This window comes from Microbacterium sp. K41 (genome assembly GCF_004794395.1).
In the GTDB taxonomy this organism is placed as follows: Bacteria; Actinomycetota; Actinomycetes; order Actinomycetales; family Microbacteriaceae; genus Microbacterium; species Microbacterium sufflavum.
This window is the reverse complement of the sequence record NZ_SSDO01000418.1, coordinates 1-23,008: the sequence shown is the minus strand read 5'-3', so window position 1 is coordinate 23,008 and position 23,008 is coordinate 1. Positions and strand designations below refer to the sequence as shown.

General features: G+C 70.3%; 22 protein-coding genes. 12 read left to right on the top strand and 10 right to left on the bottom strand.

What is annotated here, in order from left to right; genetic code table 11:
- Nucleotides 1-321 (top strand): phosphoribosyltransferase family protein (locus DW309_RS13095; RefSeq protein ID WP_275090543.1); only part of this gene is annotated, 321 nt, incomplete at its 5' end.
- Nucleotides 322-452: 131 nt separating this feature from the next.
- Nucleotides 453-1,109, top strand: coding sequence for a ribosome hibernation-promoting factor, HPF/YfiA family (gene hpf, locus DW309_RS13090; protein WP_136032892.1), 657 nt, complete (start codon nucleotides 453-455; stop codon nucleotides 1,107-1,109).
- Between the two features lie 66 nt (nucleotides 1,110-1,175).
- Here the strand turns inward: hpf and DW309_RS13085 are convergent, their stop codons facing one another.
- Nucleotides 1,176-2,504: a coiled-coil domain-containing protein gene (locus DW309_RS13085; RefSeq protein WP_136032893.1), complete on the bottom strand. Its 1,329-nt coding sequence runs from the start codon at nucleotides 2,502-2,504 to the stop codon at nucleotides 1,176-1,178.
- A 79-nt stretch (nucleotides 2,505-2,583) separates the two neighbouring features.
- Nucleotides 2,584-3,201, bottom strand: coding sequence for a PadR family transcriptional regulator (locus DW309_RS13080; protein WP_136032894.1), 618 nt, complete (start codon nucleotides 3,199-3,201; stop codon nucleotides 2,584-2,586).
- Between the two features lie 185 nt (nucleotides 3,202-3,386).
- Here DW309_RS13080 and secA point away from each other — a divergent pair, with 185 nt between their 5' ends.
- Complete coding sequence (secA, locus tag DW309_RS13075) at nucleotides 3,387-6,191, top strand: preprotein translocase subunit SecA (protein WP_136032896.1); 2,805 nt, start codon at nucleotides 3,387-3,389, stop codon at nucleotides 6,189-6,191.
- Nucleotides 6,192-6,260: 69 nt separating this feature from the next.
- The gene (locus DW309_RS13070; protein ID WP_136035790.1) at nucleotides 6,261-7,487 is read left to right on the top strand and encodes a pyridoxal phosphate-dependent aminotransferase; all 1,227 of its coding nucleotides are present in this window, start codon (nucleotides 6,261-6,263) and stop codon (nucleotides 7,485-7,487) included.
- On the opposite strand, the gene DW309_RS13065 is transcribed toward DW309_RS13070, so the two are convergent.
- A complete protein-coding gene (locus DW309_RS13065; protein ID WP_136045627.1) occupies nucleotides 7,378-8,655 on the bottom strand; it encodes a CpaE/TadZ family protein in 1,278 nt (425 codons plus the stop codon). The genes DW309_RS13070 and DW309_RS13065 overlap by 110 nt on opposite strands.
- Nucleotides 8,655-9,275: an SAF domain-containing protein gene (locus DW309_RS13060; RefSeq protein WP_136045626.1), complete on the bottom strand. Its 621-nt coding sequence runs from the start codon at nucleotides 9,273-9,275 to the stop codon at nucleotides 8,655-8,657. The genes DW309_RS13065 and DW309_RS13060 overlap by 1 nt, the downstream gene beginning before the upstream one ends.
- A gap of 97 nt (nucleotides 9,276-9,372) precedes the next feature.
- On the opposite strand from DW309_RS13060, the gene DW309_RS13055 reads away from it, so the two are divergent.
- Nucleotides 9,373-9,651 (top strand): helix-turn-helix domain-containing protein, encoded by a 279-nt coding sequence (locus DW309_RS13055; protein ID WP_136032904.1) that lies wholly within the window; start codon nucleotides 9,373-9,375, stop codon nucleotides 9,649-9,651.
- Here DW309_RS13055 and DW309_RS13050 read toward each other — a convergent pair.
- Nucleotides 9,639-10,250 (bottom strand): hypothetical protein, encoded by a 612-nt coding sequence (locus DW309_RS13050; protein WP_136032906.1) that lies wholly within the window; start codon nucleotides 10,248-10,250, stop codon nucleotides 9,639-9,641. The two genes, DW309_RS13055 and DW309_RS13050, sit on opposite strands and share 13 nt — an antisense overlap.
- 127 nt (nucleotides 10,251-10,377) lie before the next feature.
- Between DW309_RS13050 and DW309_RS20190 the strand changes: the two genes are divergently transcribed.
- Nucleotides 10,378-10,764, top strand: coding sequence for an Rv3235 family protein (locus tag DW309_RS20190; protein ID WP_136032908.1), 387 nt, complete (start codon nucleotides 10,378-10,380; stop codon nucleotides 10,762-10,764).
- A gap of 24 nt (nucleotides 10,765-10,788) precedes the next feature.
- Nucleotides 10,789-12,273, top strand: coding sequence for a sensor histidine kinase (locus tag DW309_RS13040; RefSeq protein WP_136032911.1), 1,485 nt, complete (start codon nucleotides 10,789-10,791; stop codon nucleotides 12,271-12,273).
- A 60-nt stretch (nucleotides 12,274-12,333) separates the two neighbouring features.
- Here the strand turns inward: DW309_RS13040 and DW309_RS13035 are convergent, their stop codons facing one another.
- Nucleotides 12,334-12,582 (bottom strand): WhiB family transcriptional regulator, encoded by a 249-nt coding sequence (locus tag DW309_RS13035; protein ID WP_017203224.1) that lies wholly within the window; start codon nucleotides 12,580-12,582, stop codon nucleotides 12,334-12,336.
- A 229-nt stretch (nucleotides 12,583-12,811) separates the two neighbouring features.
- Here DW309_RS13035 and DW309_RS13030 point away from each other — a divergent pair, with 229 nt between their 5' ends.
- On the top strand, nucleotides 12,812-13,198 hold the full coding sequence (locus DW309_RS13030) for a hypothetical protein (RefSeq protein WP_136045625.1): 387 nt from the start codon (nucleotides 12,812-12,814) through the stop codon (nucleotides 13,196-13,198).
- Nucleotides 13,199-13,216: 18 nt separating this feature from the next.
- Here the strand turns inward: DW309_RS13030 and bcp are convergent, their stop codons facing one another.
- From bcp to aroA, 3 genes are read right to left on the bottom strand one after another with little or no spacing between them, the layout of a single operon-like run.
- On the bottom strand, nucleotides 13,217-13,690 hold the full coding sequence (gene bcp / locus DW309_RS13025) for a thioredoxin-dependent thiol peroxidase (protein WP_136045624.1): 474 nt from the start codon (nucleotides 13,688-13,690) through the stop codon (nucleotides 13,217-13,219).
- Nucleotides 13,691-13,699: 9 nt separating this feature from the next.
- Nucleotides 13,700-14,767 (bottom strand): ribosome small subunit-dependent GTPase A, encoded by a 1,068-nt coding sequence (gene rsgA, locus DW309_RS13020; RefSeq protein WP_136032917.1) that lies wholly within the window; start codon nucleotides 14,765-14,767, stop codon nucleotides 13,700-13,702.
- 2 nt (nucleotides 14,768-14,769) lie between these two features.
- On the bottom strand, nucleotides 14,770-16,086 hold the full coding sequence (aroA, locus tag DW309_RS13015; protein ID WP_136032919.1) for a 3-phosphoshikimate 1-carboxyvinyltransferase: 1,317 nt from the start codon (nucleotides 16,084-16,086) through the stop codon (nucleotides 14,770-14,772).
- Nucleotides 16,087-16,157: 71 nt separating this feature from the next.
- Here aroA and DW309_RS13010 point away from each other — a divergent pair, with 71 nt between their 5' ends.
- From DW309_RS13010 to DW309_RS13000, 3 genes are read left to right on the top strand one after another with little or no spacing between them, the layout of a single operon-like run.
- Nucleotides 16,158-16,820, top strand: a complete 663-nt coding sequence (locus tag DW309_RS13010) for a sigma-70 family RNA polymerase sigma factor (RefSeq protein ID WP_136045623.1) — start codon at nucleotides 16,158-16,160, stop codon at nucleotides 16,818-16,820.
- Nucleotides 16,817-17,062 carry a zf-HC2 domain-containing protein gene (locus DW309_RS13005; protein ID WP_136032923.1) on the top strand — a complete coding sequence of 82 codons (246 nt, stop codon included), beginning with the start codon at nucleotides 16,817-16,819 and terminating at the stop codon, nucleotides 17,060-17,062. The genes DW309_RS13010 and DW309_RS13005 overlap by 4 nt, the downstream gene beginning before the upstream one ends.
- A 42-nt stretch (nucleotides 17,063-17,104) precedes the next feature.
- Nucleotides 17,105-18,406 carry a GNAT family N-acetyltransferase gene (locus DW309_RS13000; RefSeq protein ID WP_136045622.1) on the top strand — a complete coding sequence of 434 codons (1,302 nt, stop codon included), beginning with the start codon at nucleotides 17,105-17,107 and terminating at the stop codon, nucleotides 18,404-18,406.
- Between the two features lie 69 nt (nucleotides 18,407-18,475).
- On the opposite strand, the gene DW309_RS12995 is transcribed toward DW309_RS13000, so the two are convergent.
- Nucleotides 18,476-22,168 (bottom strand): multifunctional oxoglutarate decarboxylase/oxoglutarate dehydrogenase thiamine pyrophosphate-binding subunit/dihydrolipoyllysine-residue succinyltransferase subunit, encoded by a 3,693-nt coding sequence (locus tag DW309_RS12995; protein WP_136045621.1) that lies wholly within the window; start codon nucleotides 22,166-22,168, stop codon nucleotides 18,476-18,478.
- A 162-nt stretch (nucleotides 22,169-22,330) separates the two neighbouring features.
- On the opposite strand from DW309_RS12995, the gene DW309_RS12990 reads away from it, so the two are divergent.
- Nucleotides 22,331-23,008, top strand: a 678-nt coding sequence (locus tag DW309_RS12990) for an IMP dehydrogenase (RefSeq protein WP_205812764.1), incomplete at its 3' end; no start/stop codon positions are given.

Here is a 23,008-nt window from a genome sequence, read left to right as displayed (position 1 = left end):
CGCCGTGCGTTCCGGCGCCGCGGCTTCCGGGTGCCCGATCTGCTGGTGCGGCGGGCCGGGGCGAGCACCACGCGGGTGTTGCGCTGGACCAGGGCGGCGCACGACCAGCGCATCCTCGGCGCGATGGAGCGGCGCGACAACGTCCGCGCCGCGATGCGTGCCGTCGCGGACGGGCGCGGCGCGGCGGTCGTCGTGGTGGACGACGTGGTCACCACCGGGGCGACCCTGGACGAGGCCGCGCGGGCGCTCGAGGAGGCCGGGTATGCGGTGATCGCGCTGGTCGCGCTCGCCGCCACGCCGACGAACGCGGTATCCGGATGAGGTTCATCGGAGACTCACCGGGGACACAGGGCCGACACCCGTGACTTCCGTCGCCGGTCGGACTACGGTGGGGTGTCACAAGGCGACCACGGTCCGCCCTTGGCCGGGAGGACCGGGACAAGGAGGCAGCAATGGAAACGAGTATCGTCGGCGTCGGGGTGGGTATCACCGATCGCTTCCGCACCGTCGTCGAAGAGAAGATCGCCAAGATCGAGACTCTCGCAGCCAAGGCGCAACGTCTGGACGTCAAGGTCACCCACCGCGTGTATCGAAACGGGCGCGTTCCCGATGAGACGGTCGAGCTGACGCTCATCGGGAAGGGTCCCGTGGTCCGGGCCGAGGCGGTCGACGGCGACAAGTTCGTCGCGCTGGATCTCGCGGTCGACAAGATGACGGAGCAGTTGCGCCGCGCGAAGGAGAAGCGCGTCGACGGACGCCAGCACCCGCGCGGCCCACACTTCGAGAAGGGCAGCGGATCGCTCGAGGGCATCGACGTGCAGCCGGCCTCGGTCGAGGTCCTGCACGCCGTCGCGACCGGCAGCATCCCTGTGCAGAACGACGAGGAAGAGGAGTACTCGCCCGTCGTCATCCGCACCAAGAGCTTCGATGCGGAGTGGATGACCGTGGAGGAGGCGGTCGACCGGATGGAGCTCGTCGGGCACGACTTCTTCCTCTTCGTCGATGCCCGCACCGACCATCCCAGCGTGGTGTATCGCCGCAAGGGCTGGGACTACGGCGTGATCGCGCTGAGCACGCAGGCACCGCCGGCGGAGGCACTCGCCTCCTGAGCTCGGCAGACGCACGAACGGCCCGATCCATCGCGGATCGGGCCGTTTCGCGTGGTCAGGGGTGCGTCAGTCGAAGATGCCGTCGAGGATGCTGCCGATGACGAGTCCGCCGAGGATGCCGGAGGCGAGGTCGCCGCCGCCCATGCCACCACCCCGGCGCGGACCGCCGCCCCAGCCGCCGCCGCCCCAGTCCTGGTCCTGCGGGCGCGAGGAGTCGATGTCGCGCTGCGCGAGCTGCAGCGCCTCGGCGGCGAGGTGCGCGACCCGTCGCGCCTGCACGAGCGCGGCCTCTCTGGTGTCCTCCGCCGGCAGGAGGTCGCTCAGGTCGACGCGCAGGCGCTCGGCCTCGGCGAGTCGTGTGCGCGCATCCGCCCCGATCCAGCCGCGGTGTCCGGCGATCAGGCCGCGTGCCACGCCCAGCTGACGGTCCGCGTCGTCGATCGCGTGCTGTACCTGGGCGAGCGACGGCAGCGGATTCTCGGCGCGGTGCCTGGCCTTGGCGATGGCGTCGTCGAGCGCCGAGTTGGCCTCGCGCAGTCGCGACAGCTCGGCGAACGGATCATTCGGCTGGCCGGCCGGGGTCAGCGAGGCGAGCGCGGCCTGCAGCGCCGCCACCGCCTCGGCGACCGCGGGCACCGCGGGGGCGTTGCGGGCGGCGATCAGGTCGCCGCGGGAGTCGGCGATGACCTCGGCGAGGGTGGACTCGGCGCGGAGCGCTTCGATCTCGAAGTCCTCGACCGCGTCCAGCAGTGCGGCGGCTCGCCGCGTCGCCTCGGTCGCGGTCTCGAGGGCGAGGTTGGCTTCCTCGTTCTGCTTGGCCTCGCGGCGTCGCTCGGAGATGTCGGCGCTGTGGGTGGCGAAGCGGATCAGCTGCTGCGCCTCGGCGGCGCTCGCCGTGATCTGGTGCATCGCCGAGTCGGCGTAGCGCGCGGAGAGACGGGAGACCGTCTCGTCCGTCTGGGGGATCCGCGCGGCGAGGGCCTCGGCGTCGGCGCGCACCTGGGCGATGATCTGGGGTGCGCGGCGCACCTTCGCGACCGACTCCGCGAGGACGGTCGTCTTCTCGTCCAGGAGGTCTTCGGCCCAGTCGCACAGCTGCAAGATGCGCGCGTTGCGGGTGCGCAGCTCCTCGGCGGTGTCGGGGATCTCGTCGTGGTTGAGCTGATGAAGCTGGAACGCCTCGCGCAGGTGCGTGCGCACGGAGGTCAGGGCGGCCTTGAGGTCGGCGGTCAGAGACTCGCCCAGCTCGGCCTCGGCGAACACGAGCTCATCGGCGGTGGTGCGGATGCGCTCGTCGGCTCCGACGAGGGCCTGCTCGGCACGCCGTGCGAGGTCGGCGTCCTGAGCGGCGAGTTCTTCCTGTTCGCGTTTGCGTCTACCCCAAAATCCAGCCATGAGGCGATCCTAGTTTCCCCGGTGACCGCGCGGGCTGAGCATCCGCTCCAGGCGAACGTGCCGTACGACCGCGGCGGTCTCAGGCGACGGGTTCGGGCCGACGCTGCTGCGCGGCTCCGGCGGGGCGGCCGCGCTTGGGTCGCTCGGTCGCGAGACCGAGCGCGAGCTGAGGATGCGGGTGTGCGGCGAGACGGCGCTCGGTGTGCTCCAGCCACCGCACCTCGGCCTCGGCCGCGAAGATCATGGAGTCGGTCACGAGCGACCAGGCCAGAGCCTCCGCGCTGTCGGCGTCGTGACCGGTGAAGGCGGCGTCGCGCAGAGCCGCGAGCCGGCGCTCAGAGGACGCGCGCTGCGCGCGGATGACGTCGGCGGCGTCGACCCCGGGGAGCGTCGCCGCCATCGCGACCTTGACGGCCAGCTCTTCGCGCGCCGGTTGGATCCGCTCGACGGGGTCGGACAGCCAGCGGGCCACCTCGGCCGATCCGTCCGGCGTGATCCGCCAGTACACGTGGCCGTGCTCGTCGGCGTCGCCCCGCTGCACCATGCCGTCGCGCTCGAGTCGTTCGAGCGTGTTGTAGATCTGTCCCACGTTCAGGGTCCAGGTCGACCCCGTTCGACGGGCGAACTCGTGACGGAGCTGGTACCCGTAGCAGGCGCCCTGATCGAGGATGGCGAGCAGGCTGTGGCGGACGGACATGGCCGGACTCCTCTGCGTGACGGACGGAAGCATGCCGAGTATATGCATACTCGGCAACACCGCCGCGGCGCGGCACGATATGCCGTGCAGGCGACGCGCAGGTCACAGACCGGTAACATGGCAAAGTATGCCTGGCGATCGCCTCTCGGCGGCCGGCAAGGACCCAATGACAGGGAGAGACATCCGTGGCCAATCCTCTTGAGAAGCTGCTGCGCGCCGGTGAAGGACGCATCATCCGTCGCCTCAATCAGGTGGTCAAGGCCGTGAACGCCCTGGAAGACGACATCTCGGAGCTCACGGACGACGAGCTCCGCAACGAGACGGCGGAGCTCCGCGCGCGGTACGAGAAGGGGGAGACCCTCGACCAGCTCATGCCGGAGGCCTTCGCGGCAGTGCGCGAGGCGGCCAAGCGGACCCTGGGCATGCGCGCCTACGACGTGCAGATCATGGGTGGCGCGGCGCTCCACCTCGGCAACATCGCCGAGATGAAGACCGGTGAGGGCAAGACCCTGGTCGCGACCTTCCCGGCCTACCTCAACGCCATCGCCGGCAAGGGCGTGCATGTGATCACCGTGAACGACTTCCTCGCGAACTATCAGGCCGAGCTGATGGGACGCGTGTACCGCGCCCTCGGCATGACCACCGGCATCATCGTCTCCGGGCAGACTCCGGCGGTGCGTCGCGAGCAGTACGCCGCCGACATCACCTACGGCACGAACAACGAGTTCGGCTTCGACTATCTGCGCGACAACATGGCCTGGCGCAAGGAAGACCTCGTCCAGCGCGAGCACTTCTTCGCGATCGTCGACGAGGTCGACTCGATCCTCATCGACGAGGCCCGGACGCCGCTCATCATCTCCGGACCCTCCTCGGGCGAGGCGAACCGCTGGTTCGCGGAGTTCGCCAAGATCGCCCGCACGCTCGAGGCCGGTGTGGACTACGAGGTCGACGAGAAGAAGCGCACGGTCGGTGTGCTCGAGCCGGGCATCGAGAAGGTCGAGGACTACCTCGGCATCGACAACCTCTACGAGTCGGCGAACACTCCGTTGATCTCGTTCCTCAACAACTCGATCAAGGCGCTCGCCCTGTTCAAGCGCGACACCGACTACGTCGTGATGAACGACGAGGTCATGATCGTCGACGAGCACACCGGACGCATCCTCGTGGGCCGCCGTTACAACGAGGGCATCCACCAGGCGATCGAGGCCAAGGAGGGCGTGCCCGTCAAGGCCGAGAACCAGACGCTCGCGACGGTCACCCTGCAGAACTACTTCCGCCTCTACGAGAAGCTGGCCGGCATGACCGGTACGGCCGAGACCGAGGCCGCGGAGTTCATGTCCACCTACAAGCTCGGCGTCATCCCGATCCCGACCAACCGGCCGATGATCCGTAAGGACCAGTCCGACCTCGTCTACAAGAACGAGACGGCGAAGTTCGCCCAGGTCGTCGAGGACATCGCGGAGCGGCACGCCGCCGGCCAGCCCGTGCTCGTCGGCACGGTCAGCGTCGAGAAGAGCGAGTACCTCTCGCGGCTGCTGGCCAAGAAGGGCATCAAGCACGAGGTCCTGAACGCGAAGAACCACGCGCGTGAGGCCGAGATCGTCGCGCGCGCCGGCCGCCTGGGGGCCGTCACCGTCGCCACGAACATGGCCGGTCGCGGTACCGACATCATGCTCGGCGGCAACGCCGAGTTCCTCGCGGTGCAGGAACTGAAGTCCAAGGGCCTCGACCCGGTCGAGACCCCCGACGAGTACGAGGTCGCGTGGGACGAGACCTACGAGGCCATGAAGGCCGTGGTCGCGGAGGAGGCCACCAAGGTCATCGAGGCCGGGGGACTGTACGTCCTCGGCACGGAGCGGCATGAGTCCCGTCGTATCGACAACCAGCTCCGCGGTCGTTCCGGTCGTCAGGGCGACCCGGGCGAGAGCCGGTTCTACCTCAGCCTGACCGACGACCTCATGCGCCTGTTCCAGTCCGGCGCTGCCGAGGCGATCCTGGCCCGCACCAACTTCCCCGACGACGTGCCGATCGAGTCCGGCCTGGTCTCCCGCGCGATCCGCAGCGCCCAGTCGCAGGTCGAGGCGCGCAACGCCGAGATGCGCAAGAACGTCCTCAAGTACGACGACGTGCTGAACCGGCAGCGCGAGGCGATCTACGCCGACCGTCGCCACATCCTGCAGGGCGACGACATCGCCGACCGGGTGCAGCACTTCATCGAGGACGCGATCAGCGGCGTCGTGCGCGACCACACCGGCGAGGGTCACAACGAGAGCTGGGACTTCGACGCGCTGTGGACCGAGCTCAAGACGCTCTATCCGGTCGGAGTGACCATCGACGAGGTCGTGTCGGAGGCTGCGGGCCGCAAGGGCGGGATCACCGCGGAGGGTCTCACGCGCGAACTGCTGTCCGACGCGAAGATCGCGTACGAGAAGCGCGAGGAGTCGCTGGGCGAGGCCGCCACGCGTGAGCTGGAGCGCCGTGTGGTGCTGCAGGTGCTCGACCGCCGCTGGCGCGACCACCTCTACGAGATGGACTACCTGAAGGACGGCATCGGCCTGCGCGCCATGGCCCAGCGCGACCCGCTCATCGAGTACCAGCGCGAGGGGTACGCGATGTTCCAGTCGATGATGGGGCAGATCAAGGAGGAGTCCGTCGGCTACCTCTACAACCTCGAGGTCGAGGTGCGCCGCGTCGGCGATGCGCAGACCGCGGAGGTCGAGGCGAAGGGCCTCGCCACCGACGGGGGCGAGCAGCGACTGGAGTACTCCGCCGCGAACGACGCCGGCGAGGTCGAGGTGCGCAACGACCGCGGGCAGGTGCAGCAGGCGGCGACCGACCGTCTGCGTCAGGCGGCCGCACGGGCGCAGACACCCCCGTCCGCCCCCGAGGAGGAGGCGCCGCGCGGCGCGTTCGGTCAGCGCACCGAGGCCCCCGCACCGGCCGCCGGCAACCGCGAGCAGCGTCGGGCGCAGGGCAAGAAGAAGAAGTGACCCGAGCAGGGTGAGAGGAGGGCCAGTCCGTGCGGATTGGCCCTCCTTTCGTCCCTGTAGGCTTGATCGATGACACCATCGCGCACCTTCGACCAGTCGTCGAAGCTCAAGAACGTCCTGTACGAGATTCGCGGAAACGCCCTCGTCGAGGCGGCGCGACTGGAGGCAGAGGGCCACCGGATCCTCAAGCTGAACACGGGCAACCCCGCGATCTTCGGCTTCGACGCCCCGCATCAGATCGTGCACGACATGCTGGCAGCCCTCCCCACGGCGCACGGCTACAGCGACAGCAAGGGCATCATCTCCGCGCGACGCGCCGTGGTGAGCCGGTACGAGCAGGTCGAGGGCTTCCCGCGGTTCGACCCCGACGACGTGTACCTCGGCAACGGCGTGTCCGAGCTCATCACCATGACCATGCAGGCGCTGCTCGACGAGGGCGACGAGGTGCTGATCCCGACGCCCGACTATCCGCTGTGGACCGCCATGACCAGCCTTGCCGGTGGCACGCCGGTGCACTACGTGTGCGATGAGAACGACGGCTGGCAGCCCGATCTGGAAGATCTCCGGTCCAAGATCACGCCGCGGACCAAAGCCATGGTCATCATCAACCCGAACAACCCGACCGGTGTCGTGTACTCGCGCGCGGTGCTGGAGGGCCTGGTGCAGATCGCCAGGGAGCATCAGCTGCTCATCCTGTCGGACGAGATCTACGACCGCATCCTGTTCGACGATGCGGTGCACATCCCCACGGCGACCCTCGCGCCCGACCTGCTGTGCCTCACGTTCAACGGCCTCTCGAAGACGTATCGTGTGGCGGGCTACCGCTCGGGGTGGATGGTGATCACGGGGCCGCAGGACCATGCGAAGGGCTTCATCGAGGGCATCACACTGCTGGCGTCGACCCGGCTGTGCCCGAACGTGCCCGCGCAGCACGCCGTGCAGGCGGCGCTTTCCGGGGTGCAGTCGATCGATGCGCTGATCGCGCCGACCGGTCGCCTGCACGAGCAGCGGGACATCGCATGGGAAGGCCTGGAGGCGATCCCGGGGGTGACGTGCGTGAAGCCTCAGGGAGCGCTGTACGCCTTCCCGCGTCTCGACCCCGAGGTGCATGAGATCCGTGACGACGCGAAGCTGGTGTACGACCTGCTGGTGTCGGAGCACATCCTGGTCGTGCAGGGCACCGGATTCAACTGGCCGAACCCCGATCACCTGCGGTTGGTGACCCTGCCAGAGCCGCGAGTGCTGAGCGAAGCCGTCGAGCGACTGGGGAACTTCCTCTCGAGCTACCGCCAGTAGGCGCGGCGACGGCGGGCGCGGGGGAGAGCGACAGCGCGAGTCGACGCACCCCCGCGACGAGGGCGGAACGCGGTGTGAGGTCGGCCATGGGCCGCGCGTGCAGCAGGGCCGCGTCTGCTGCGCGCTGGTCGAACGGCAGGAAGACGATGTCGGTGATCCCGGCGAACCGTTCGAGAGTCCGGCGCACCTGTCCCCGGGCGTCGATGCCGAGCGGCCCGGGGCGTACGGCGTTGACCACCACCGTGATGGGCGTGGAGCCGACGAGTCGGCGGACCTCGGCGTGGTCTCGGAGGAAGCGGCTGATGCCGACCGGGTCGGCGGCCGCGACGGCCACGATGCGGTCGGCTTCGGCGAGGGTCGCCGCGGTTGCCGCGTGGCGGCGAGGGCCGACCAGATCGTAGGTCGCCTCGTCGTCGGCGTCGACCGCGGCTGCCACGTCGACCACCGTCTCCTCCGCCCACTCCCGGCAGGCCGCGAGGAGGACGTGGAGTCGATGCGCCGAGAGTTCGGGCCAGCGAGTCGGACGATTGATGCCGCACAGCACGTCGAACTCCACACCGCCCGCGCCGACGCGTGCCGCCAGCCTGGCGAGCTCGGCGCTGTCGAGTGCCCCGGTCTCCGCGCGGCGGCAGGCAGCGGCGATTCCCGGGGCGTCGTCGCCGAGCCCGAGGAGAAGCGCGAGCGAGGGAGCGACCGTGTCCGCATCCAGCAGCGCTGTGCGGCGGCCCGTGCGCGCCAGCTCCACGGCCAACTGGATCGCGACCGTCGAGCGGCCGGGAGCTCCCTGGGGCCCCCAGACCGCGATGATCCTCGGGGAGGCGCTCCGAGGCGTCTCGGCGACGGCGGGCGAGGCCTCCGCGTGGAGCGCTGCCGCCACCTCCCAACCGGGGGCGTCCGTGCGCAGCGCCGACGGAAGGCCGAGTCGTGCCAGGAGACGACTGTCGGAGTCGCCGAGCGCCACGATACGGACACCCGCCCGGTCACATGCGGCGATCAGGTCCGGAGTCAGCGCGTCTCGCGAGGCGGGAACGATCACCGCATCCACGCCGGCGTGAAGATGCTCGCGAACGCTCGACGGACCATCGATGGCGACCGCGTCCACTCCTTCCAGGAGGAGCTCGGCGGCGAGCTGGTCCGCCCGATCCTTCGGGAGCGCGACCAGGACCATCACGATCCGGCACCGACAGGGATCACGGAGAGCGCGGCGCCCCCGGTGGCGGCCGCGAGCACGTCGGCGACGTCGGTCCGGTCGACGACGATCTCCACCTTCGTGCCGCTCTCCGCCAGCATGCCGTCGTCTTCGAGGACCGTCCGCACCACCGCGTCGCCGACGAGGACGCGCGGGGCGTCGAACGTCCTGCCGTCGTCTCTCGCGGGCGCCTGCCACACCTCGACGTCGGCGCCGGGGCCGATCGAATCGGGGATCGCGGTCGTGGTCTCGATCACGACGGTGGTGGTGCGGTCGTCCTTCTCGTCGGCCACCGCGGACCGGGGGAGCAGCTCGCCCTTCGTGAGCGTGCGCCGCGCGATCTGCCCCGGCTCGAGCCGACCTGGACCCACGTACCGATCCGTGAGTGCGCCGATGCTGACCTGGGCAACCTCGAAGTCGTCAGCGGTGAGAACCTCGCCGCGCGCGATGGTCCGCCGCGCCTGCAGGAGCGGTTCGGTCCGGTCGGATGCCGCGACGAGCAGCCATACCCCGGCGATCGAGAGGACGACGAGGGCGATGCCGACCAGGAAGCGCAGGTCGGCGCGGAAAGCCGGGCGCGGACGCGAGTGGGAAGCCATGGCGATATCGTCACAGAACCGCGGAGAGGGCTCGCGGAGTTATCCACATACGCGGGACACCCGCCCCCGTCGGTAGCCCCTCGACCAGAATGTGGGTATGACACCCGCTCCGACCCCCGCACCGCAGTTCCTCGCTCCCGCGCAGGTCGCGGAGCTCCTGAGCATCGACGTGGCCGAGGTGATCGGCCTCATCCACGAGGGGCGACTGCGCGGCGCGCAACTGGGTTCGCCCGCGCGCTGGCGCGTGGAGGAGGCCAGCATCGAGGGGTACCTCGCCGAGCAGTCGGAAGAGGCACGCAGGATGGCGCTGTGGCGTCAGTCGCAGACCGCGAGCTTCCCCGAGGTGTGGGGAACGTCCGCGGCTCACACGCGCTGATCGCCGGAGAAGCGCACGACGACGAGCGCCGCGTACGGGACGATGCGGAACCCGCGCACCGCAGCGGCTCGCCGCGACTCCCCGGTGTCGTGCAGCGCCAGATCAAGGTGATCGGCGGCGGCGCGATCGATCGTGCCGTGCACGTCGTCTCCGTGCCGTGTGGTCAGGTGGACGGGTACGCGTCGTCGCGCGAGGTCGCGCAGCACGAAGCCGATCGGCATACGCTCGCGGAGGGTGCGCTCGGCGGGCCGATGCTCGTCGAGGCTGGAGAGCATGGCGCCGTGGTCGACGGCGAGACCCGTGATCGCGGGGAGGGGAATCAGCAGGGCCGACGCGGCAGCCCTCGCCTCCTGCGGTACCCGCGAGACCGCTGCGATCCAGTCGACGCCGAGGGATCGGAGCGTCACCGGAAGCCGGTGGCCGTCCGCCAGGTCGACGACCGCGTCGGCGTCGGCGGCGCAGAGCTGCCGGAGACGCGAGTGCAGGTCGAGTCGGGAGATGCGGAGCCGCTCGGACTCCGCATCCAGCGCGGCGCGCTCCGCCTCCCACTCCGAGGCGAGCTGGCTCTCGAGGTCGTCGAAGAGGCGGTCCCAGTGCACCCGACAGAGCGTAGGGGGAGCGCGGGTCGGATGTACGAGTTATCCACATAGTTCCGCTGATCGCCCCCGCGCGGGTGCTCGCGCGTGCTCGACTGTCGCCGTTCGTCCGCCGACCGGAGAGTTCGCCATGATGCTTCACGAGTACTTCGCCCCGCAGCCGACGCCCACGCGTCAGCTTCCCGATCCCGCACCGCTGCTGCGCCGTCTCACGCACGGCGTCCTGGAAGTGCTCGCCGGTGTGCGGGAGATCGATCAGCTCGCGCGATGGTTCAGCGAGGACGCGTACCGGAGTCTGGTCGTGCGTTCGAACCTGGCGGCACGGGCGAGGAGCGCGCGGGGTGTGCCGCCGGCGCGACCGACGTTCGTGATCCGTTCGCTCCGGGTCACGGAGCCGGTCGACGGCGTGATCGAAGCGGTCGTCGTCGTGGCAGGTCCCGGACGGACCAGGGCGGTCGCGGTGCGACTCGAAGGGCTCGATCGACGATGGCGGGCGACGTCGCTGGCCATCCTCTGAGGCGGTGCGGCCTAGGCTGGGTAGGTGTCAACCCTCAGCGACCTCGCCCAGACCCAGGGCCTTCTGACCGACGACGACATCGAGTGGCTGCACCGTCTTGCCGGTGACGGTCAGCTCCTCGCCGACCTGGCCTCCGCGGACATCGTGCTGTGGATCCAGACGGAGGACGGGTCCTTCATCGCCGTCGCCCACGCCCGTCCGAGCGGCGCGGCGACGCTGTTCTACCGGGACATCGTCGGCGAGCGTGTTCGTCCGCAGTGGCGCACGCAGGTCCAGGGCGCTTTCGAGTCGGCGGAGATCGTGGACTCCTCCTCGCCGGATTGGTTCGAGGAGACGCCCACGCGCGTGCGGGCGGTTCCGATCGTGATCACCCGCCGCGGCGACGACGTGGCGCCCTCCGTCATCGGGGTCGTGACCCGCCACACCAACCTCGGCGAGGTCCGCACGCCGTCGCGGCAGCAGATCACGTTCGACGAGTGCGCGAACGACCTGTTCCGCATGATCGCGGACGGCAGCTTCCCCGACCCGGCCGCACCGACCTCACCCCGTCGCGGAGCGCCGCGTGCGTCCGACGGCCTGATCCGCATCGACGTCGACGGGATCACCACCTTCGCGAGCCCGAACGCGCTCTCGGCGTTCAACCGCATGGGATTCGACGACGAGCTCGAGGGGGAATCGCTCGCGGAGGTCACGACCCGGCTGGTACCGCCCTCGCGGCAGGTCGACGAGTCGCTGCCGGTCGTCGTCACCGGCCGCGCACCGTGGCGCACCGACATCGAGGCGCGCGGTGTGACCGTCTCGTTGCGCGCGATCCCGCTGAAGGACCACGGCACCCGCATCGGCGCGATCGTGCTCTGCCGCGATGTCTCGGAACTGCGGCATCAGGAGCAGGAGCTGATCACGAAGGACGCGACCATCCGGGAGATCCACCACCGGGTGAAGAACAACCTGCAGACCGTGGCGTCGCTGCTGCGGATCCAGGCGCGTCGCACGCACTCCGACGAGGCCCGAGACGCGCTCACGCAGGCCATGCGCCGGGTCGACGCGATCGCTGTCGTGCACGACACGCTGGCCCAGGGACTCACCCAGAAGGTCGACTTCGACGAGGTGTTCGATCGGGTCCTCAAGCTGGTCGCAGAGGTGGCGTCCGCGCCGAACACCCGGGCTCGGACGCAGTCGACGGGGCGCTTCGGGGTGCTGCCGAGCGAGTACGCCACGCCGCTCGCCCTCGCGCTGACGGAGGTCGTCACGAACGCAGTGGAGCACGGGCTCGCGGGTCAGGAGGGCTCGGTGACCATCGACGCCCAGCGCACCGAGGACAACCTCCGCGTCACCGTGCGCGACACCGGCCACGGGCTGCCGGAGGGGCGCGTCGGTCAGGGCCTCGGCACGCAGATCATCCGCACGCTCATCCAGGGGGAGCTCGGCGGGTCGATCGAGTGGCGCGGCAGCGAGGGTGAGGGCACCGAGGTGGTCATCGACATCCCGCTGCGATGGCTGGAGCGCTGAACGCGGACACCGGACAGACGGAAGCGGCCTGAGATCTGATCTCAGGCCGCTTCGAAGTCGTCAGGAGGCGCGGCGGGCGCGAGCGGCGCGGCGCTTGAGTGCGCGCCGCTCGTCCTCGGACAGGCCGCCCCAGACGCCCGAGTCCTGGCTGGTCTCCAGGGCGTACTGCAGGCAGATCTCGGTGACGGTGCACGTGGCGCAGACCGTCTTGGCCTTCTCGATCTGGTCGACGGCCGGTCCGGTGTTGCCGACGGGAAAGAAAAGCTCGGGGTCGACGGTCAGGCAGGCGGCCTTATCGCGCCAGTCCATGGGGGCTCCTCGGTGTGGATTTCATGAGATGTCGCGATGCGACTTCTCGATTCGGGCGGCGGTTCGGGTTCCGCTACCCTGTTGAGATGCGGGCGGATGCCCGCCGATTGTGATGCGAACGCGAACGTTCGCCCCACGCCGCTGTGGGAGCACATGACTTTCTCTATTCTGTTACATGGATACCCTGAAATCAAGGGTTTTCTCTGCTTTGCACCCCCAGGAGGACCCCGTGCGCGCACCGGGAATCGCCCTCGCCGCGTCCGCGGTGCTCGCTCTGGAAGCCGCCGCGCTCGTCGTGTTCGCGGCGATCGAGGTGGCCGGTCTCGGTGCGGGGGACGCGGCGTCGTCGACGACGGCGATCGCGCTCATCGTGCTGACCCTGATCGGCGCAGCGGCCCTCGTCGCGTTCGCCGTGGGGACGCGTTCCGGGCGGTCGTGGGCGCGCTCCGGCGGGGTGGTGGCTCAGGTGCTCGCGGTCGCCCTGGCGCTGGGATCGCTCACGGTGCAGCCGGTGCCGTGGGCGTTCGTGCTGGGACTCGCGGTTCCGGGAGTCGTCGGCTTCGCGCTGCTCATCTCCAGCGCGCGACGCGAAGGCGAGCGCCGCGGGGCGGAGTGACGCCCCACGGCGCCATGCTCACGCGTCGATGCCGAGCTGCTTGCGCAGTCGCGCCACGTGGCCCGTGGCCTTCACGTTGTACTGCGCGAGCGTGATCACGCCCTCCTCGTCAAGCACGAAGGTCGAACGGATCACGCCCTCGACCACCTTGCCGTAGTTCATCTTCTCGCCCCAGGCGCCGTACGCCTCGTGGACCGCGTGGTCGGGGTCGCTGAGCAGCGGGAACGTGAGAGCGTCGCGTTCGCGGAAGGTGGTCAGGGTGGCGGGGTCGTCGCGGGAGACCCCGACGACCTGGTAGCCGGCACCCTGCAGCGACGAGATGCTGTCGCGGAAGTCGCAGGCCTCGGTCGTGCACCCGGGGGTCATCGCAGCGGGGTAGAAGTAGAGCACGGTCTTGCGGCCGCGCAGGTCGGCCAGGGAGACGGGGTTCCCGTCCTGGTCGAGGAGGGTGAAGTCGGGGGCGGCAGTACCGGGTTCCAGGCGCTCAGTCACCCGTCCACTTTATCGGCCGGGAGTCTGCTCCGCCTTGTCGGCGAACGTCTGCAGGAGGCGCTGCAGCGAGTCGAGGCGCGCGCGGCCCGTCTCGCTCAGCTCTCCGCGCTCCGCGGCCTCGATGAGGGCGCAGTCCGGCGCATCGGGCAGGTGGGTGCAGCCTCGGGGGCAGTTCTCCGCGATCACGGCGAGTTCCGTGAACGCCGCCAGGATGTTGGCGGGATCGACGTGTCCGAGGCCGAACGAGCGCACACCGGGAGTGTCGATGACCCATCCCGTGCCGTCCGGACCCTCGTAGCGCAGCGACACGGTCGACGAGGAGGTGTGGCGCCCACGGCCGGTGACCTGGTTGACGTGACCAGTCGCGCGGCCGGCGGACGGGACCAGCGCGTTGACGAGCGTCGACTTCCCGACGCCGGAGTGACCGACGAAGACGGTCGAGTGGCCGACCAGCGCCTCGCCGATCTCCGCCACGGGCATCTCGTCGCGTGCGCTGGTGAAGACGCGCAGGTCGAGGCCGTCGAAGTGGGCGAGGAACTCCGCGGGGTCGGCGAGGTCGGTCTTCGTCACGACCAGCAGCGGGCGGATGCCCGCGTCGAGCGCCGCGACGAGGTAGCGGTCGACCAGGCGGGCCCTCGGCTCCGGGTCGGCGGCGGCGACGACCACGAGCATCTGGTCGGCGTTGGCCACGATCACGCGTTCGACCTGGTCGGTGTCGTCGGCGCTGCGGCGCAGCAGGGACGTGCGGTCGAGGATGCCCACGATCCGCCCGAGCGTGCCCTCGGCGCCCGAGGTGTCGCCCACGACGCGAGCCTGATCGCCGGTCACGATCGGCGTGCGCCGCAGTTCGCGAGCGCGCGCGGCCGTGATCGTGTGCTCCTCGGCCGTGCCCTCGTCGAGGAGGACGGAATAGCGTCCACGATCGACGCCGAGCACGCGGCCGATCTGGGCGTCCTCGTGCGCTGGTCGGCGCTTGGTGCGCGGACGGTTCGCCTTCGGGTTCGGACGCGTGCGGATCGCGCTCTCGTCGTACTCCTCGAAGTCGTCGTCGAGGTCGGTGTCGTCGAGCCAGCTCACCGTCAGCCTCGCAGCATCCGCTCCCAGAGCATCGTGAACTCCGGGAGGGTCTTCGCGGTCGTGCCGATGTCATCGATCTCGACGCCGGGCACCCGCAGTCCGATGAGGGCCCCCGTCGTCGCCATACGGTGATCGTGGTGCGCGGGCCACGTACCCCCGCGCAGGGGGGAGGGCACGATCCGCAGGCCGTCGGGAAGCTCCTCGGCGGTGCCGCCCAGCGCGCGCAGGTTCCCTACGAGCGCCGCGATGCGGTCGGTCTCGTGCAGGCGGATGTGCCCGATGCCGCGGATCGTGGTCGGGGACTCTGCGAATGCCGCGAGACCGACCAGCGTGGGCGTGAGCTCGCTCGCCGCGGAGAGGTCGATGTCGAGGCCGCGGATGCTCGTGCCCGCGCGCACCGTGAGGGTGCCACCGTGGCGGGACACGTGGGCGCCGGCGCTCTGCAGGATCTCCGGCAGGAGCGCGCCGGGCTGCGTCGAGTGCGCCGGCCAGCCGGTGATCGACACCGCTCCGCCCGTGACGAGCGCGGCGGCGAGGAACGGCGCGGCGTTCGACAGATCCGGCTCGATCGCGATCTCCTTCGCACGCGGCACGCCGGCCTCGACCAGCCACTCGCCGACGGCCGGGCGCTCGATGCGGATGCCGCGGCGGCTCAGCGCCTCGATCGTCATGTCGATGTGGGGCAGGCTCGGCAGCCGCTCGCCCGTGTGCACGAGGTGCAGGCCGACGTCGAAGCGCGGGGCGGCGAGCAGCAGGCCCGACACGAACTGGCTGGAGGCGGAGGCGTCGATCTCGACCCGGCCGCCGCGGATCCGGCCGTGCCCGCGGATGGTGAACGGCAGCGCCCAGGTGCCCTCGTCGTCGATGTCGACCCCGAGGTCGCGCAGGGCGCTGATCAGGCCGCCCATCGGACGATGCAGCGCGGTCTCGTGGGCCGTGAGGTGCACGTCGTTCTCGGCGAGACCCGCGAGCGGGGAGATGAAACGCATGACCGTGCCCGCCTGACCGCAGTCGATGGTGACACCGCCGTGTAGCTTCGCCGGGGTGACGACCAGATCGGGACCGAACTCGTGACCGCCGTCGACCTCCTCCACGCCGACGCCGAGGGCGCGCAGGGCCTCGATCATGCGCTGGGAGTCGTCGCTGTGGAGCGGGGCGATCAGACGCCCCGGACCGTCGGCGATCGCCGCGATGATGAGCTCACGGTTCGTCAGAGACTTCGATCCGGGGATCGTGAGCTCGGCGCGCACCGGCGCGTCGGTGGTGGGCGCGGGATAGGCGCCCTGCACACGGGAGGGGGAATACCTTTTGGCGCTCATCGGTTCTCACCTTAGTAAACAGGACGCCGTCATCGTGAGAAGCGGCGCACCCGAGGCAGGAAGGGATGGGCATGCCCGCGACGTTGGAGCGCGAGGTGATCGACCTCCGCGGCCTAGACTGGCCGGTGATGGATGACACCGCAACCGCAGACACCGTCGGCGACCCTCGACGCGAGTTCGAGGAGCAGGCGCTCCCCTTCATGGACCAGCTGTACGCGGCGGCCATGCGCATGACCAGGAACCCGGCGGACGCCGCCGACCTGGTGCAGGAGACCTTCGTGAAGGCGTACGGGTCGTGGTCGACCTTCTCCCAGGGCACGAACCTCAAGGCCTGGCTGTACCGCATCTTGACGAACACGTACATCAACATCTACCGCAAGCGTCAGCGCGAGCCGTTCCAGGGCACCATCGACGAGCTCGAGGACTGGCAGCTCGGCGGTGCCGAGTCGACCACCGCCTCGCACAGTCGCTCCGCCGAAGCCGAGGCGATCGACCGCATGCCGGCCTCGGTCGTGAAGGATGCGCTGCAGTCCGTCCCGGAGGACTTCCGGCTGGCGGTGTATCTGGCGGATGTCGAGGGCTTCGCGTATCAGGAGATCGCCGACATCATGAAGACCCCCATCGGCACCGTGATGAGCCGTCTGCACCGTGGCAGGCGGATGCTGCGGGAGCTGCTGGCCGACTATGCCGCCGAGCGAGGCATCGCCGCGGCTGAACCGAGGAGCACGAAATGAGCGACTGCGGCTGCGACAAGGCCCGTCAGGATCTGGAGGAGTACCTCCGCAACGAGGTGTGCAAGACCGAGCACGCCGAGATCCGCGAGCATCTCGAGAACTGCCCGTCCTGCCGGGACGAGGCGCTCGTGGCCACCACACTCACCGAGGTCGTGGCGCGCGCCTGCAAGGAGACCGCTCCCGAGGAGCTGCGCGACCAGGTGTTCGCCCGCCTGCGCGAGGTGCAGGCCGCGCAGCACTGACTGGCCCGCTCGCGCGTCGGCGGCGGCCAATAGGCTGGTCGCATGGCCCTCATCGATGCACGCGGGATCCCCGCCGATCAGACCTCCGTCGACCGTCTGGCAGGGGAGGGGCTCGACTACCGGGTGCTCGACCTGGATGACGCCGCGGCGGTCGAAGCGTTCCAGCGCGCGCTGGCCCGCGGCTTCCTGGGCGCGGAACCCACCGCCGAGACTCTTGCGGACGGGCTGCCCACCGTGCGCAGCCGCCGCAACATCGGGGTCTATGAGCGTGACGCGGCGACCGCGCCGCACCCCGTCGCCACGATCGACTCCTGGGTGACGCCCATGACGGTGCCCGGCGGCGAGATCGGCCTGTGGGCGATCAGCGGGGTCACGGTCTCCGGGACGCACCGGCGCCGCGGTATCGCCCGCGCCCTGCTGGAGGGCGAGCTGCGCGCCGCCGCAGACGCCGGGGTCGCGGTCGCCGGGCTCACGGCATCGGAGGCGACGATCTACGGCCGCTACGGATTCGGGTCTGCCGTGCCGGTCGCGCGGTTCACGGTCGATACGCGGCGCGCGGGCTGGGACGGCCCGGCACCGCAGGGGCGCATCGAGTACCTGGATCGTGAGCAGCTCGCGCAGGAGCTCGGCGCGGTGCACGAGCGCTCGCGCGGTGCGCGGTCGGGACAGGTGCCGGGGTGGCGTGCGCGCTGGACGGGCCTCGCCGGTCTGCAGTCGTCGGACACCGACCGTGACCGCGTGCGGGGCGTACGACACGTCGACGCCGACGGCGTAGTCCGCGGTGTGATGGCGTACGCGGTCAGCGAGAAGGGCGAGTCGTTCCGGTTCGCCCTGCACGTGCGACTGCTGGTCGCCGAGACTCCGGAGTCGACCGCGATGCTGTGGCGGTTCGCGCTGCAGCACGACCTGGTGGACGAGGTGACCGCCGACCTGCGCCCGCTCGATGATGCGCTGCCGTGGCTGGTCGCCGACCCGCGCGGCGTCACCCAGATCGTGCACGACCACGGCTGGCTGCGCATCCTCGATGTGCCTGCCGCCCTCACGGGGCGCCGGTACTCGTCTCCGCTCGACGTCGTGATCCGGGTGGAAGACCCGCTGGGCTTCTCCGAGGGGGAGTGGCGCATGCGGGTGGACGGCGCGGGGCGTGCCGAGGTCGAGTCGGCCTCGGGCGAGGAGGCGGACGTCACGCTCTCGGTGTCGGCGCTGTCGTCGCTGTACGCGGGCAGCGTGCGCGCGGCCTCGCTGGCGGGTGCCGGCCGCATCAGCGGCTCCCCGGAGGCCGTGGGGGCGCTCGACCGGGCCCTGGCCGCATTCCCCGCCCCGTCGCTCGACATCTGGTACTGAGACCGCCCTCGCCGCAACGGGAACGGGCGCCGCGACCGAGTGGTCGCGGCGCCCGTTGCGGCCGAACGGTCAGCCGAGGGTGACGGCCGAGCGCAGCAGCGTCGCCTGCTCCGCGGCGTGCACCTTCGACGATCCGGTCGCGGGCGAGGCGGACGCCGGGCGCGAGATCGGACGGAACGTGCGGTCGCCGGGGACATCCGCGAATGCGAGCGCGAGGAACGGCCAGGCACCCTGGTTCTCCGGCTCCTCCTGCACCCACACGAGCTCGGCGTTCGGGTAGGAATCGGTGATGGCCTTGAGCTCGTCGATCGGCGTCGGGTACAGCTGCTCCAGGCGCACCAGGGCCACCTCGGGGTTCGGGTTCTTCTCCAGCTCGGCGCGCAGATCCCAGTGCACCTTGCCCGAGTGCACGAGCACGCGCTTGACGGCCGAACGGTCGAGACCGCGGTCGTCGTCGATGACCGGCTCGAAACGGCCCTGCGTGAAGGCCTCCACCGGGCTCGTCGCCCCGCGCAGGCGCAGCATCGCCTTCGGGGTGAACACGATCAACGGCTTGCGCGGACGGGCGTAGGCCTGGCGGCGCAGCAGGTGGAAGTGCGAGGCCGGGGTCGATGGACGAGCGACGATCATGTTCTCCTGAGCGCACAGCTGCAGGAAGCGCTCGATGCGGGCGGAGGAGTGATCCGGTCCCTGGCCCTCGTAGCCGTGGGGGAGCAGGAGCGTGACGCTGGACTGCTGACCCCACTTCTGCTCGGCGGCGGAGATGTACTCGTCGATGACCGACTGGGCGCCGTTGACGAAGTCGCCGAACTGCGCCTCCCACAGCACGAGCGCTTCGGGCGCCTCGACCGAGTAGCCGTACTCGAACCCGAGCGCGGCGTACTCGCTGAGCAGGGAGTCGTAGACGAAGAAGCGGCCCTGCGCGTCGGACAGGTTCGACAGCGGCAGCCACTCCTGGCCGTTCGCGCGGTCGTGCAGCGCGGCGTGGCGCTGGACGAACGTGCCGCGGCGCGAGTCCTGTCCGGCGAGCCGCACCGGGGTGCCCTCGACCAGCAGCGACCCGAAGGCGAGGAGCTCGCCGAAGCCCCAGTCGATGTTGCCGTTGCGGCTCATGTCGAGGCGCTTCTCCAGCAGCTGCTGGATCTTCGGGTGCACCGTGAAGCCCTCGGGCTTGTTCACGAACGCGTCACCGATCAGCTGGATGACCTCGGCGGGGACGCCGGTGATCTCGGGTGCGCCCACCTGGTCCTCGACCGGCGGGAGCTCGGGCGCGATCGGCGTGGCACCCGTCTCGGCGGCGTGCGTCTCGGCGAAAGCGATCTCCAGGCGGTTCTGGAAGTCGGCCTTGGCCTCGTCGTACTCCTCCTCGGTGATGTCACCGCGACCGACCAGCGACTCCGTGTACAGGCGGCGCACCGACCGCTTGGCCTGGATGAGGTCGGTCATGAGCGGCTGCGTCATCGACGGGTCGTCGCCCTCGTTGTGACCGCGACGGCGGTAGCAGACCAGGTCGATCACGACGTCGCGGTGGAAGCGCTCGCGGTACTCGAACGCCAGCTGCGCGACGTGGATGACGGCCTCGGGGTCGTCGCCGTTCACGTGGAAGATGGGCGCCTGGATCGTCTTGGCCACGTCGGTCGCGTACACCGAGGTGCGGGCGTCGCTCGGGGTGGTCGTGAAGCCCACCTGGTTGTTGACCACGACGTGGATGGTGCCGCCCGTGCGGTAGCCGCGCAGCTGCGACATCTGCAGGGTCTCCACGACGACGCCCTGACCGGCGAAGGCCGCGTCGCCGTGCACGAGGATGGGCAGCCAGGCGAACGTGCCGATCGGCTTACGGTCCTGCTTGGCGCGGACGATGCCCTCCAGCACGCCGTCGACGGTCTCGAGGTGCGAGGGGTTGGCGGCGAGGTACACCGGGAGCGAGGAGCCGTCGTCGGCGACGAACGTGCCCTCCGTGCCGAGGTGGTACTTCACGTCGCCGGAGCCGCGCTGGTTGCCGGGCATCTGCGTGCCCTCGAACTCCCGGAACACCTGGCCGTAGGTCTTGCCGGCGATGTTGGTCAGCACGTTGAGGCGGCCGCGGTGGGCCATGCCGATCGCCGCGCCCTCGAGGCCCGCGGTCGCCGCGCCCTGGAGGATCTCGTCGAGCAGCGGGATGAGCGACTCGCCGCCCTCCAGCGAGAACCGCTTCTGGCCGACGAACTTCGTCTGCAGGAAGGTCTCGAACGCCTCGGCCTCGTTCAGCTTGCGGAGCACCCGCAGCTGCTCGTCGTGGCCGGGCTTCTGGTACTTGACCTCGACCTTCTCCTGGAACCAGCGGCGCTGCTCCGGGTCCTGGATGTGCATGTACTCGATGCCGAGCGTGCGGCAGTACGAGTCGCGCAGCACGCCGAGGATGTCGCGCAGCTTCGCCACGCGGCGCCCGCCGAAGCCGCCCGTGACGAACTCGCGATCGAGGTCCCAGAAGGTCAGCCCGTGGCTCTCGATCTCCAGGTCGGGGTGCGAGCGCTGCACGTACTCGAGCGGGTCGATGTCGGCCATCAGGTGGCCGCGCACGCGGAAGGAGTTGATCAGCTCCTGCACGCGGGACTGCTTGTCGACGCGCTCGGCCAGGTCGACGGCGATGTCGGGGTTCCAGCGGATCGGCGCGTACGGGATGCGCAGCGCGGCGAAGATGTCGTCGTAGAACCCGCGCTGCCCGATCAGCAGCTCGTGCACCTTCTTCAGGAACTCGCCGGACCCTGCGCCCTGGATGACACGGTGGTCGTAGGTGCTGGTGAGGGTGATGGTCTTGCCGATCGCGAGCTCGTTGAGCGTCTTCTCGCTCGCGCCCTGGAACTCGGCCGGGTACTCGAGGGCGCCGGCGCCGATGATGCAGCCCTGGCCCTTCATGAGACGCGGCACCGAGTGCACCGTGCCGATGCCGCCCGGGTTGGTGAGCGACACCGTGGTGCCCTGGAAGTCGGTGGCGGTGAGCTTGTTGCCGCGGGCGCGGGTGACCAGGTCTTCGTACGCGGCGAGGTACTCGGTGAAGGTCATGGTGTCGGCGCGCTTGATGCTCGGCACCATGAGGGCGCGCGTGCCGTCGGGCTTGGGCAGGTCGATCGCGATGCCGAGGTTGACGTGCGCGGGGGCGACGACGGAGGGCTTGCCGTCGACCTCGGCGTAGAACACGTTCTGGCTGCGGAACTCGTCGAGCGTGCGGATGAGCGCCCAGCCGATGAGGTGCGTGAAGCTGACCTTGCCGCCGCGCGTGCGGGCCATGTGGTTGTTGATGACGATGCGGTTGTCGATCATCAGCTTGGCGGGGACGGTGCGGACGCTGGTCGCGGTGGGGACGGTGAGCGACTCGTCCATGTTCGCGGCGAGGGTCTTGGGCAGACCGCGCAGCGGCGTGACCTTGTCCTCTTCGGAGGACTCGACCGGCTCCTTCGACTCGGGTTTGGGCTTCGGCGCCTGCGCGGGGATCGGGGCGGCCGCGGCGGGCTTGGCCGTGGTGCGGGCGACAGGCTGCGCACCGATCACGGGGATGGGCGCGGTGACCGGATGCGCGGGTGCGGCTGCGGTGTCAGCCGGAGCGGATCCGGTCGCGCTCGTCCCGGCGGCCGTGGCCTCGGAGTCGTACTGCTCCAGGATGGGCCACCACTCCTTGTCGACCGAGTCGCGGTTCTCCTTGAACTGCTCGTAGAGCTCTTCGACGAGCCAGGAATTGGCTCCGAACCCCCCGTCGCCACCGACGCCGGTCACCTGGTTCGACACGCTCTATCGCCCTCTTTCATCGCTGAAGATCTTCGGTGCGGAGGCACGACGCAGGAATGCGTTCGGGCGCGCACACTCTCGACCACCAAGCCTAACCTGTTTCGCCCGGGTAATCGTCGAAGCCACCCGCCCGCGCCGTCCCGATCTCGGTACCGTGGAGGCATGGAGTTCTCAGGCGCGCAGCCCACCGTCGATCTGACCTATTCGGACGTCTTCCTGGTGCCGCGCCGGTCGGGCGTCACCAGTCGGCTCCAGGTCGATCTGGCCCCGCACGACGGCACCCCGGCGACCCTGCCGCTGGTGGCCGCGAACATGAACTCGGTCACCGGGCCCCGCCTCGCCGCGGTGCTCGCCCGGCGCGGTGCGCTCGGCGTGCTGCCGCAGGACCTCCCGCTGCAGGAGCTCGACGCGGCGATCCGCGATGTGAAGAGCCAGCCCGTGCTGTGGGACACGCCGATCGTGCTGCCCCCGCACGCCACGGTGGCCGAGGCGCTGCGACTGCTGCCGGCCACCAGCGGTCACGGGATCGTGGTCGCCCACGGGTCCGGCCCGATCGACGTGGAGCGGATCCTCGGCATCCTGCCGGCGACCCGCCTCGCGACCGCCCTCCCCGACGCGCAGCTGGGCGACCTTGTCCACCGCGGCAGCCCGTCGATCGACGCCGACGACATCGGCTCGGAGCGGCACGCGTTCGACGTGATCACCGAGGCGGACGTCGACATGGTCACCGTGGTCCACCACGGGCACCTCGTCGGCACGCTGAGCGCCCGCAGCGCCCTCCGCGCCACGCTGTACCGCCCCGCCGTCGACGCGGACGGACGACTCGCGGTGGCCGCGGCG

What these genes read in the sequence shown, in the direction of transcription:
- hpf (WP_136032892.1), top strand. Translation starts at nt 453, where the DNA reads ATGGAAACGAGTATCGTCGGCGTCGGGGTGGGTATCACCGATCGCTTC.
- DW309_RS13085 (WP_136032893.1), bottom strand. Translation starts at nt 2,504, where the DNA reads ATGGCTGGATTTTGGGGTAGACGCAAACGCGAACAGGAAGAACTCGCC.
- DW309_RS13080 (WP_136032894.1), bottom strand. Translation starts at nt 3,201, where the DNA reads ATGTCCGTCCGCCACAGCCTGCTCGCCATCCTCGATCAGGGCGCCTGC.
- DW309_RS13070 (WP_136035790.1), top strand. Translation starts at nt 6,261, where the DNA reads ATGACACCATCGCGCACCTTCGACCAGTCGTCGAAGCTCAAGAACGTC.
- DW309_RS13065 (WP_136045627.1), bottom strand. Translation starts at nt 8,655, where the DNA reads ATGGTCCTGGTCGCGCTCCCGAAGGATCGGGCGGACCAGCTCGCCGCC.
- DW309_RS13060 (WP_136045626.1), bottom strand. Translation starts at nt 9,275, where the DNA reads ATGGCTTCCCACTCGCGTCCGCGCCCGGCTTTCCGCGCCGACCTGCGC.
- DW309_RS13055 (WP_136032904.1), top strand. Translation starts at nt 9,373, where the DNA reads ATGACACCCGCTCCGACCCCCGCACCGCAGTTCCTCGCTCCCGCGCAG.
- DW309_RS20190 (WP_136032908.1), top strand. Translation starts at nt 10,378, where the DNA reads ATGATGCTTCACGAGTACTTCGCCCCGCAGCCGACGCCCACGCGTCAG.
- DW309_RS13035 (WP_017203224.1), bottom strand. Translation starts at nt 12,582, where the DNA reads ATGGACTGGCGCGATAAGGCCGCCTGCCTGACCGTCGACCCCGAGCTT.
- aroA (WP_136032919.1), bottom strand. Translation starts at nt 16,086, where the DNA reads ATGAGCGCCAAAAGGTATTCCCCCTCCCGTGTGCAGGGCGCCTATCCC.
- DW309_RS13010 (WP_136045623.1), top strand. Translation starts at nt 16,158, where the DNA reads ATGCCCGCGACGTTGGAGCGCGAGGTGATCGACCTCCGCGGCCTAGAC.
- DW309_RS13005 (WP_136032923.1), top strand. Translation starts at nt 16,817, where the DNA reads ATGAGCGACTGCGGCTGCGACAAGGCCCGTCAGGATCTGGAGGAGTAC.
- DW309_RS13000 (WP_136045622.1), top strand. Translation starts at nt 17,105, where the DNA reads ATGGCCCTCATCGATGCACGCGGGATCCCCGCCGATCAGACCTCCGTC.